Origin of the sequence: Rhodococcus sp. DN22, from assembly GCF_036669995.1 — a bacterium.
GTDB lineage: Bacteria > Actinomycetota > Actinomycetes > Mycobacteriales > Mycobacteriaceae > Rhodococcus_F > Rhodococcus_F erythropolis.
Window position 1 is genome coordinate 313,323 of sequence record NZ_CP133327.1, and the last position, 10,476, is coordinate 323,798.

A 10,476-nucleotide genomic window follows, 5' to 3' on the forward strand; every position below is an offset into this window, starting at 1 on the left:
GAAATACAAATGACTATGAATAACATTGTGCAGCAATCACATACCCGCAACGACTCCGTGACGCACGCTCTGCGTGCGCGGATCGATCCGGAAGTCCGAAGCGGCCTCGACGCGATGCTCTCCGTCACCGGCCCCGGTGGTTTCCGCAACTACACCCTTGACCAGCGCCGAACGATGTATGCAGACAACAATGCAGCCGCATTGGCGGCCGACCCCATTGACTCGTCCATTGCATACCGCGACGAGTTCATTCCCGGCCACCTCGGTGAATCTATCCGCGTCCGAACGTATCGCCCCGGCAACGAGCCTTCCGCGCCACGTCCAGCCATTCTGTACATACACGGAGGCGGACTCAATCACGGCAGTATCGAAACCGACGAACGCCAAGCGGCGCCGCTGACCCAGGTCGTGACGGGTGGGGCCGTCGTCGTCTCCGTCGGATACCGGTTGGCGCCCGAACACCGCCATCCGACACCCGTGGAAGATTGCTACGCGACGCTGATCTGGTTGTGGAACAACGCTTCACGGCTCGAAATCGACCGTGAGCGCATTGCCGTCTACGGTGGCAGCGCCGGCGGCGGGTTGGCAGCAGCGCTCGCGCTCCTGGCCCGAGACAGAAAGGGGCCCGAGATCGCATTCCAGGTTTTGCTCTATCCGATGCTCGACGATCGAAACGAGACGCCGAGCAGCCGCGAGATCGTCGACATCGGGATCTGGGACCGCGACCTCAACGTCGAAGCATGGCGATACCTGCTCGGTGAAACATACGAGACCGCAACGGATGCAGGCGACGCGCAGGTGAGCGCGTACGCCGCTCCCGCGCGAGCACTCGACCTCTCGGGACTGCCCCCGACCTATCTGGATGTCGGAGAGCTCGACCTCTTTCGCGACGAGGACATCATTTTCGCCAACCGCCTGATGGCGGCAGGTGTTCCAGTCGAAATGCACGTATATCCAGGCGGCATTCACGCCGGCGAACTCCTTGCCCCTTCGGCAGCGCTCAGCACCCGAATCGACGGCTACCGCCGCGACGCACTCAACCGCGCACTAGCCGAACGATGACGGCAGACAAGTCGCTGTCGTGCACGGTTCGGCCCATTCCGCGTGTTTCGACCTTCCCGAGTGGTGACGGGCGCAGTCAACATTGTGTTGCACTCGTGTCCGACGCCCGTTGGAGGGTCTGTCTCACGCCTGGCGGGGTTCTCCCGCGGGCGGTAGGTCCTGACGCGACTGCGTTAACGCTGAGCTGAGGTGACGTGGTTGCGGGATGCCGGAGGACCGGTCCAACCGTCCGGCGTTCCGCACGGTTGAGGGCGGCCATTTTTCCGGCAGCCGCATCGAGGCTCACCTGTAAACCCTGTATCTCGCCTAGCCAGCCGTTGCCGTGGGCATCGGCGATGCGGTCGCGCAGGTTCTCGATAATTTCGGCCACTCGTAATCGTGCGCGCGGATCCACCCGCAGCATTGGACAGCGGACACAGGCGTGTTCGTGACTGCAGGGTGTGGCGTAAGAGCGCGCTAAACAGCGACTGTAATGATGAGATGATGCGTTCGAACTTCGATTACAAGGTGATTCAATCCGATTTTCTGGGGTGGGTGCGTACGGCGACGGCGGGGAAGCTGGGCATGTTGAGGTGAACGGCACGACGGGCTCGCCGATCGATGTGGTCCAGTTTTTCCTCGGTAGCCATGAGGCTCACGCGGAGTCCTTCTGCTTCACCGATCCAGCCTTCGCTGTCTGCCTCGGTAATTCGGGCAGCAAGGTTGTCGCGTATCTCGACCAGTCGGAAACGTTGTGCGGGATCAACACGTAAGACGGGGCACCGGATGCAACTGTGTTCATGTTGACAGCTGGTGCCGTAGGCGCGGCCGCATTCGCCGAGGGCGAGTTTGCGGCGCTCGAAGTGTCCGAGAAACTCATCCCATTCGGCATCTGTCGGCGTGCGGTATTCCTCGCTCGGGCGGAGGGCGCGTCGGCGCGAGATGAAGGCGCGGTGACCGGTGATCGCTTCCTCCGGGTAGATGGCTTTGTATCCCATGGTCGTGTTGATGTCCTTGTGCCCCAACAGCACTTGAGCGATATGCGGAGGCATGCCGTTCATGATGGCGTCGGTAGCGAAGATTCGGCGCAGATCGTGGGGCTGAAAGTACAGTGGTTCGCCTGCTGCGTCCTTCACTCCTGCTGCATCGATGAGTTCGGTCAGTGCATTGCGGATCAAGCCTGCGGACACCGCGCGGTGGTGACCACCGCTTTTCCATTGGAACAAGAGTGGGGCGGGTGCCACCCAGATACGTTCGTTCCGGTCGTAGAGAGGTACAAGAGGTACCCCTCCGTCCGCGCCGCGTATTCGGGACACGATTGTCGACAGCATGTCGGCGAGGTCTGGGCTGACCACAAGTAGGCGTTCCTCGTCTGTCTTCGAGGGTGCTATCTGCAGTAGCGGGATGAGCTCTCCGGTGCTGGGCAGTCGATATTGGGTGATGCTGTGATGGCTGATTTCGAGCATCTCTTCGATTCGAACGCCTGTGTGTCGCAGGACTTCCACAGTTGCCAGAGCCCAGAATGCCCGGTTCTCGGCTTCTCGGAGCCGGATGGTTCGTCCCTCGGAGTCGTAGATCACCGGAATGCCGTCAGCGCTTGCTTTCAACCATGGGTCCGACTTGGTGTAAGTCTTGCCGAGGACGGTGAATTTCGAGCCCGGCGATGCCGCAACAGCAGCCTCGAGGAGCACCTTGGCGTCATGGGCTCGTTGTTCGGCGATCCGCACCAGTTCAGGCAGTCGAGGTAGTCGCTCTCGTGTGCGCTGATCCATGCGTGCTTTGCGTCGGCGTCCGATTTTCTTCGCGCTCGTCTCTCCTGGGCCGATCGGACACGGCACTACCCACCGCGCCCACCGTGCGGGGTCGAGTGCTGCCCACGCCGCCAGGTCGAGATAGAACGCGCGCACAGCTGTCAGCATGTCGGTGTAGTTCATTCGTGGACTACGGGTCTCGGCGTACGTTCCGTCGGGGAGTCGTCGGCGGCTGACCTTCCAACGCATGCGTTCTTTCCACGCCTGGGCTACGCCGCGGTCGAGTTCAAGCGAGTTGATTCCGGGATGGGTGGTCTCCAGGTTTTTCCAGAAGTGCAGCGCCAAATGTCGTGAGAGATTGTCGAGCGTCGTGTAATCCAGCGAAGGGTGACGTTCGGACAGATAGTCCACGAGGAGATTCCGGACGTCGGAATTTGCGATGTCGAAGCGATCGACGAGTTCTGCGACGGTGCTCTGTCCTCGATACACCGTGACGAATCGTAAAGTCGGTGGCGCGTCTGGTGGGAAGATCCCGATGTCGTGGAGAAGTTTGTAGAAGAGGTAGCGCGTTTTACCTCTCGAACATACGGCGAGCTCCGCCTGGCGAAGTTCGACGCAGTCACCAACGGTGATGTCGGAAAGTCCGCCGCCTTTGGACAAGATCAACATGGAGATCTGCCATCGTGCAGTTCGACCTTGCATTGCTTGGGCAGTCTCCGCACCTGCCGCAGCCTCCAGTCGCTCAAATCCTTTCGGATCTCGGCTGATTGCCGCCCAGTCGCGCCAGTAGTGTGACCGGTGCAGTTGGACCACGAAACGTAAATCGGGGCGAATCAGATCCGCGACGAACAATCCGATCAGGGCATGGGTCAGGACCGTGGACCGAACCGATTGCACGCCTTGTTCGTCCAGCCACATTTCCGGTATCGAAACCCATCCGAGACCGTGTTCGGCGACGCCACTGTGGTTCCAGCGGTCTTGCCAGCTCTTTCCCGGAAACGAATTCAGCCACCGCAGAAGCAGCCCAGCACCTCGGACGGCATCGCGCTGAAAGCTCTCACTACCCTCAGCCCGGATCATGAGTGCTTCCACCCGCTTCAGGGCGGCCGCTCGGCCGAGTTCAGTCGTCTTCCACGACGATGGCATCACGCGCGGTGGATACCGATCGAGGAGGGTGTCGATGACACTGCGATTCGCACCTCCGCGGGCATCGACGTTCAGGCTCCAACTGGCAGGCACTTTGGAGACACGTGCAGAAACCATCAGCGTCGACCTCCGAAAAGTACGTCCAATACTGCCGGGTTGTAGCCCGGCGCTGGCGGTGCAGGCATCGATTGGGTGTTGCCGGTGTATCGAGCATGGTGGGCGCGGACGTGTGCGAAAACTTCGTCGCGACTCGGGGTCAGATACAGCTGAGTGGTTGTCAGGTGCGCGTGGCCCAGGATCCATTGCACATCGGACAACGGCATGTCAGGATCGCTCGTCATCCGAAAGGCGGCGGTGTGGCGCAGGTTGTGAATGGTCCAATTGGATCCCAACATCGACTGCGCCCGTGAGAACATCGCGCGCGCCCCCGAATATGACAGCTGCCGCCACGGCCTTCGCAACGTCATCCACAAGGGATGATCGCCGCCGCGAGGGGCATCCTTTCCCCAGGCCTCTTCTTGATAGATCCGCAACCACACGAATGCATCTGGCGACGCCGGCAACTGTTGGACCTCCCGGGTCCCCTTCCTTGTTACCGTGATCAATTGCTGGCCCGGGTCCGCACACTGCTGAGACATCGACAGGAGCTCGTCGGCGCGGGCACCGGTCGAGACCCAAAAGGCCAACATTGCCCGATCTCGGTTAGAGGACAACGCCGCGAATAGTTCGTTGAAACGGTCGTCGGGAATGCGCTTGGGTATCCGTTTCGGAACCTTGGGTCGGTATCGGCCCTTCCGCTCGTTACGAAACGGATCGTGCGGATCGTGATGCGCGTTCGACCGAAAAGCGCGGGGCGAGCGATCCACCGGGAACGGATTGACGACCGGCCCGGCACCGATGCTCATCTGGAAATCGTAGAACGCCCGCAACACCGTTTCCGCGTGCGCTCGAGTGGCCGGGGAGAATTTCTGTCCCTGCCGCGGCTTGCCGGTGACCTCGTTGACCATCCAATGACCACTCTTGGCCGCATTGCCCCCTACAGGTGTTGTGCCGGAGACTTTTTCGCCCCGTCTCCGCCAGTGTTCACGCCTGGGTTTATCCGCAATCTTCATCCAACGCGCAAAATCACGGCCCTCCGCGGGAGTGGCTCTCTCCCATCCCACGTCGACCGCTGCGAGAAATCTCCACCACCGCAACAAGTCATGCCCGTACGATCGGATCGTCGCCGACGATCGGTCACACGCGTGAAGTTCCTCGAAAAATAGTGTCGCAGTGCCGATTACCTCACCTGCCGCATCGAGCAACCTGTACGGCTCTGCTTCGGAACCTGTCGAAATCAGCCGCCCCACGTCGGGAACGACAAGCCCTGCAAGATCAGCCCGGCGCGTCTCGCTGCACATACTGAGGAAAGTATCAGCACACGCCCTGACCTGCAATGATGCGATTCGTTAGTTCAGTTAATACGCCAGCGCTCCCCGGTTGGGGGATGCCCGAGCGTGGCGAGCATCGGCGGCACTGGCTTTCCGGAGGCGGCGCTCATGCCTTCTACTGTGCGCGGGTTTGTACTGGTTTCGGCCGGTTTTCCGAGGTTGAGACAATAGCGAGATGAGCGAGAATGCAGAACCCGATGGGGTCCAAGGGTGGAGCCCGGCCCCGGACGAGGGCCAGGCCGGCACGGTGCTTACGAAGGATGGTCAGTGGGCTTACCGGTACAAGGACGGCGCGGAGCTCATCATGATGAAGATGCCGGATCGTCCAGCCGCGAAGTAGCCGGCAGGAATTCAATAAGATCAGGTCGCCACATGTGACCGATCTGCAAGGATCTTGCAGGTCAGGACCTTGGCTCTCGCTGCGGTCTGGTCAGTGTGGCGACCTGATTCTCGTCGCAAGACACAGAGTAGTACGCGGGCCCGACATCTCGATGCAGAGATCTAGGGGCCGGTCTCCGGTTACTCGATCGGGGAGAGCGCGGACGCGCGTAGGAGGGACGAGGCTCCGAGTAGTTCGATACCGAGGAGCCGTCCGTCTCTGTCGTAGTCGAGGATGATCTGGCCGTCAGAGCTGTCGCAGTGGACGTGCTGTTGGCGCACGGCGTCTCCGTTCGCCCTGTCGGAGGCCACATAGATGTATGAAGCGTCGGCGTCAGGGTCGTATGTTGCTGCGAATGTCAGATGCATATCGAGAGGATAGTTCGGGGCGGAGCGTGGGGCGACTTGACGCTGTGGCCGTGCGGAGGACAGTGATCGTCGTGTAGGTGTCGGACATGATCGGTCGCCCGAAGTTGTTCCACCGCTTCAAGACTTCCGCTAGGCGCCATGCACGGTCCCCGGCGAGTGCGTGCAGCCAGTGCTCCGGTAGCTGTCGGCGGTCCTGCGCGGTGAGGTCGTCGATCTCGACCAATTCGGGTGCGACGACAAATCTCGCAACATGCTCCAGATCCACTCTTCCTCCATCTGCGACGTCGAGTTGCCTGTCGCTGTTCGGCATTGACCGGCGCTCATTGCTGAGGTGGCCGCTTATTGGGTTGGTGGTCCTTGTCCCAGGCGTAGTGGAGGAAGGGCCGCACGTGGGCGAAGGTGTTGATGACTTGGTGGACTATTCGCTCGATCGCGGCCGCGCCGTGCAGCGGGGAACCCTCCGAACTGCCCAGTTCCCCTTCGCAGATCACGCCGGCGGCAGAGCGGATTTCCAGCACTGCGCTGTCCGCGACTTTCAGTCCGTAGCCCCTGGCAGTCTCCATCTCGGTGGTGGGGTCTCGATGCACGTAGGTGCTCGTCAGTCGTCCCGGTGTGGGGAGAAGCACGATGCCGTCCTCGACTGCTTGTGCGATCACCACCTCGGCAAGCTCAACAGATGGAGCAAACGGAATATATGGGATCTCGCCGCGTACGTACGCGGCTTCCAGTTCCGCTGGCGAGGCGTCTACAAGGCCGACTGGGAGCCAGGTAAGCGCCCACTGCGACACATCGCTCACGATCAGGAAGGGCCATGTGCGGGAATTGAACTCGGCTTCCGCCCGCTCCCACGCTATGCGTTGACGCTCGTAGAACTGTGTGTGCGCAGTGGGAACCTCAGGCGTCGCGACCTGCACCTGCCCCGACCCCTGTGGTCCTGCCGGCCGCGGTCTCCGTTGAAACCATCTCCGCACCGACCAGCCCATCAGTCGAGTAAAGCACCTTTGCCTCCCGGCCTGGCCAGGCGGTGCAGTCGGTCCGGGGCATAGGTAACTCTCGGCGCCTTCGAGGTCGTCTCGGTGCCGACAAGGGTTGCTAGGGTTACCCGGTCATTGGAGAGATTCCTATCGAATTGGAGACGATGTTGCATGGCTGAGAGAGTGATTCGCCAACTTATCGACGATCTCGACGGTAAGCCGATCGACGACGGATTCGGCGAACGCATCCAATTCTCGTATCAGGGGTCGGACTACCTGATCGATCTGCGGCCGACGAACGTCGACAAGTTCAACGCCGCCCTCGAGCCTTTCGTGAAGGTCGCCGAGAAAGTCGGAAAGGCACGCCGCGGCAGTAAAGCTGATGTGACGGCGAAGGATACCGGTTCAGGTCGCTCGAAAGAGCAGTTGCAGGCAGTGCGGGACTGGGCAGTCAAGAACGGCTACGACGTGGCACCGCGGGGGCGGGTCAAAGCGGAGATCCTCGACGCCTTCGACGCCGCGCACTGAATTCGATCCGTTTGAGACGACACGACATTCAACGCTGATACGAAAGCGGGTGTGAGGGGAAGCGTCTCTCACACACCCGTATCTTCCTAACCCGGCGTGGATTCCGCCACCGGCCGTCAGCTGTTGCGAACTGCAGGTGTTTCCAACGGAAAACACCCGAGAATCACGCACCCTTCCTGAGTCGAAGTGTGCCGTCGTTTGCGCTCGGCCCCCGACTGCCACTGCGACCAGCAGAGATTAGACGCAGTCATCTCCGGGTACAGTTCCGCCAGCAGCCTGCGGAGTGCGCGCATACAAATCCAGTCGGTCCACCGTCGACGTCTTGCGCTCATTCTGCAGGCTGCACCTGCAACCGTCAGTCCCGATCAATACCCGAGTTCTCTTGCACGCGAGTAGGCCGGCAACGAAGCATCAGCGACGGCCTTACGCAGTTCACTCCTCGTTGAGCCAGACACCGTCGGTGGCTTTGATCTCGCGGATCATCGATGGGCCTCCGGAGGGCCAGGTTTGAATGAGGTAGTCCTCGGTGGGGGTATCGACGTCGAGGTCCCAATGCGTGGCCCGGCCGCGGGTGGCGATGCGGAAATGGCGCGCTCCCTTAGGAGAGGTGAGTTCGCCGAATTCTTCGACGATCTCGTTCTCCAAGGTGATGAAGAGCATCGGTTCACGGCATACGACGGTGACTTCCTCGATGTTGTCCCATGCATCGAGATCGATGTAGGGTCCACCGTTTTCGAAGATGTGGTCTTCGCCGGAGAGCAGTTCGAGTGTGACGTTGACCGGGCCGTAGGCGATGCCGGTGTGGACCGAGATGAGATTGTTGCCGGCGTCGAAAACCTGGCCCGTGGTGTATGTGTCCGTGGGATCGGTGTCGGCTGCGGAGATGAGAAACGTGTGGTGCCCAGCGCTGATCAAACCGGTGATCGTCATCCGTCGATTTAAGCAGCTTGAACCTTGCAGGTCCGTCGATCCCCCTCAGACGAACGGGATTTCGCGGGGGAGAACCGATCATGTCCAGCGCAGCTGAATCATCCGCCGACGACGCGCGATCCCCACCATCCTCACCGGCTCGTACAGAGAGATCACCGCGAACGTCGCAATCATCAACCCCGCCCCCGATGGTCAGGGCAGGCATACTAGGCGGCATGAGCTACAACCTGGCGTTCTGGGCTGGAGGCGATGATCTCGACCCCGACAACGTCTACACGCGCCTGAACGACGAGCAATCCGTCAAAGGTGTCGACGTGGTGGACCGGGACCGTGTCTTGCGGGCGTTTGCGGAGGACCTCCCAGGCTGGACGTGGGACGGGCAGTTCCTGCGCCCGCCCGGGACTGACCCTGAAGGAACGCCGGCCTATGACGTATCCATCGGTGAGCAGTTGGTCGAGTTCATCGGCTACAAATTCCGAGGAGAGCATGCCAACGAGATCATCGGCGCGATGCACTCACTCGGCTATCGCCTCTACGACCCGCAGATTAGTGAACGATTCGCCTGAGCCGCGACGGAAAAGGAGTGAAAATGCCGTCGACATCACTGCTCCGAACCATGACGGACGGACTGACCTTGAGAGCCATCTCGTCTGAGGGGCCGCCAGCATCCGAAAGTGTCACCGCCGCTCTCGTTGTTCGTTCGCTGCAGTTACTTCGCGACATCGACCCGGTCTTCGGTGTCGACCTCTATCAGTCGGTAGGCGACGATCTCCCCGCCCGAGGCGACGGTCGAGCAGATACTCGCCTCGAACGTTCGGCAGATCCTGGTGCCGCCGACGGAAGAATCGATCGAAGCCACATTGATCGAGAAGCGGCGATCACGCCACGCCACCGGTGGGATGTATCCACTCTCGCTCCCACAACACCTAAGCCTGTACTCGAATGCCGGCGATATTCGCGTGGTGGCTGGTTTCGGGGGCACTTCGGGGACGGGAAGTTTCATCTGCACTTTCGCCGACGAATCTCGGATCACACTGGCATTGAACCTCGTTCAAGGGCTCACTGATATCTGGGACGCCCCCACAGCGGTCCTCTACCGGCGAGCTGAGTCGCGGGTTCAGAGTTACGTGCCCGGCGGTGCGACGATCGGCAGCTGCACCTATTTGGGTCAAGAGTTCCCCGTCGACGAAACCCAGCTCCCGCCCACCGTGGAGGCATTTCCGTATCGGGACGGCACCGTGGTCATCCAGCGCGATCTGTCAGCGCCGTTGACTGCCGATGACATCCGCAGCATCCGTGCCGCGGCAAGCCTGCCCACCGAACGACGAGAAATCAGGCTACCGAAAGGCTCACGACTGGTGTTATAGATCTTCGTAGCGCTGAAGCGGGAGCTGCTCTGCCGGAACGAATCTCACCGCATGGCCGCAGATTGACGGACTTGTCGGGGGATATCTTGGGGACAACATGGGGTTCCGTAGCGATCGCCGTCAGAGTGGGGAACGGGTTCTTCAGAGGCAACGTATGTCCCAAGAGCGCTGACGCGATCACCGTTGTCGAATCACTAGGCAGTGACGACCACGGAATGTTCGAGTACCGCGTCCGATGCCCAGTGTGCGGCTGGTGCGAGCACGGGCGGGCGAGCGAGATCACTCCAAAGGACTCCGACGAGTGACGCTCAATTCTCAATGGAGGTGCAGGTAGGGCAAGGCCGTCGAGCGACGGTTCGACTGGCGTTCCACAGGTGCGGATCAGGCCTGTCCGGGCTTCGAGTGACTTGCAGGTTGGTGAGCGGGCCAATCCGTCGGCGTGCACGTTCAAGATCTGGATTATCTGTCTCCAAGAACGGTATAGGCAGCATGACCTTTCTCAGTTCCTCGCACGCTCTGTATGCGACCGATGACAGTTGACAATCGATTGGTCGGCATTCTC

Annotated in this window: 11 protein-coding genes; 5 read left to right on the forward strand and 6 right to left on the reverse strand. The window is 60.9% G+C overall.

Going from position 1 to position 10,476, the window contains the following annotated elements; translation table 11 throughout:
• Positions 1-9 precede the first annotated feature (9 nt).
• On the forward strand, positions 10-1,062 hold the full coding sequence (locus RA302_RS31525; RefSeq protein WP_338481209.1) for an alpha/beta hydrolase: 1,053 nt from the start codon (positions 10-12) through the stop codon (positions 1,060-1,062).
• 512 nt (positions 1,063-1,574) lie between these two features.
• On the opposite strand, the gene RA302_RS31530 is transcribed toward RA302_RS31525, so the two are convergent.
• Both RA302_RS31530 and RA302_RS31535 read right to left on the reverse strand, forming a co-directional pair.
• A complete protein-coding gene (locus tag RA302_RS31530; protein WP_338481210.1) occupies positions 1,575-4,055 on the reverse strand; it encodes a site-specific integrase in 2,481 nt (826 codons plus the stop codon).
• The gene (locus RA302_RS31535) at positions 4,055-5,338 is read right to left on the reverse strand and encodes a tyrosine-type recombinase/integrase (RefSeq protein ID WP_338481211.1); all 1,284 of its coding nucleotides are present in this window, start codon (positions 5,336-5,338) and stop codon (positions 4,055-4,057) included. The genes RA302_RS31530 and RA302_RS31535 overlap by 1 nt, the downstream gene beginning before the upstream one ends.
• A gap of 205 nt (positions 5,339-5,543) precedes the next feature.
• Here RA302_RS31535 and RA302_RS31540 point away from each other — a divergent pair, with 205 nt between their 5' ends.
• The gene (locus RA302_RS31540; RefSeq protein ID WP_198174640.1) at positions 5,544-5,708 is read left to right on the forward strand and encodes a hypothetical protein; all 165 of its coding nucleotides are present in this window, start codon (positions 5,544-5,546) and stop codon (positions 5,706-5,708) included.
• A gap of 179 nt (positions 5,709-5,887) precedes the next feature.
• Here RA302_RS31540 and RA302_RS31545 read toward each other — a convergent pair whose 3' ends face one another.
• From RA302_RS31545 to RA302_RS31555, 3 genes are read right to left on the reverse strand one after another with little or no spacing between them, the layout of a single operon-like run.
• Positions 5,888-6,115 carry a DUF2283 domain-containing protein gene (locus RA302_RS31545; RefSeq protein WP_075835878.1) on the reverse strand — a complete coding sequence of 76 codons (228 nt, stop codon included), beginning with the start codon at positions 6,113-6,115 and terminating at the stop codon, positions 5,888-5,890.
• Entirely contained in the window at positions 6,081-6,425 is a 345-nt protein-coding gene (locus RA302_RS31550) for a hypothetical protein (protein WP_198174641.1), read from the reverse strand. Before RA302_RS31550 ends, RA302_RS31545 begins: the two co-directional genes overlap by 35 nt.
• Before the next feature lie 10 nt (positions 6,426-6,435).
• A complete protein-coding gene (locus tag RA302_RS31555; protein ID WP_075835880.1) occupies positions 6,436-7,029 on the reverse strand; it encodes a hypothetical protein in 594 nt (197 codons plus the stop codon).
• A 231-nt stretch (positions 7,030-7,260) separates the two neighbouring features.
• On the opposite strand from RA302_RS31555, the gene RA302_RS31560 reads away from it, so the two are divergent.
• A complete protein-coding gene (locus RA302_RS31560; RefSeq protein WP_047269234.1) occupies positions 7,261-7,617 on the forward strand; it encodes an Lsr2 family protein in 357 nt (118 codons plus the stop codon).
• A gap of 432 nt (positions 7,618-8,049) precedes the next feature.
• On the opposite strand, the gene RA302_RS31565 is transcribed toward RA302_RS31560, so the two are convergent.
• Positions 8,050-8,547, reverse strand: coding sequence for a hypothetical protein (locus RA302_RS31565; RefSeq protein WP_075835882.1), 498 nt, complete (start codon positions 8,545-8,547; stop codon positions 8,050-8,052).
• 215 nt (positions 8,548-8,762) lie between these two features.
• Between RA302_RS31565 and RA302_RS31570 the strand changes: the two genes are divergently transcribed.
• Together RA302_RS31570 and RA302_RS31575 are read left to right on the forward strand one after the other, a co-directional pair.
• Positions 8,763-9,113 (forward strand): hypothetical protein, encoded by a 351-nt coding sequence (locus tag RA302_RS31570; RefSeq protein WP_064112259.1) that lies wholly within the window; start codon positions 8,763-8,765, stop codon positions 9,111-9,113.
• Between the two features lie 261 nt (positions 9,114-9,374).
• A complete protein-coding gene (locus tag RA302_RS31575; protein ID WP_232354261.1) occupies positions 9,375-9,914 on the forward strand; it encodes a hypothetical protein in 540 nt (179 codons plus the stop codon).
• Positions 9,915-10,476 lie beyond the last annotated feature (562 nt).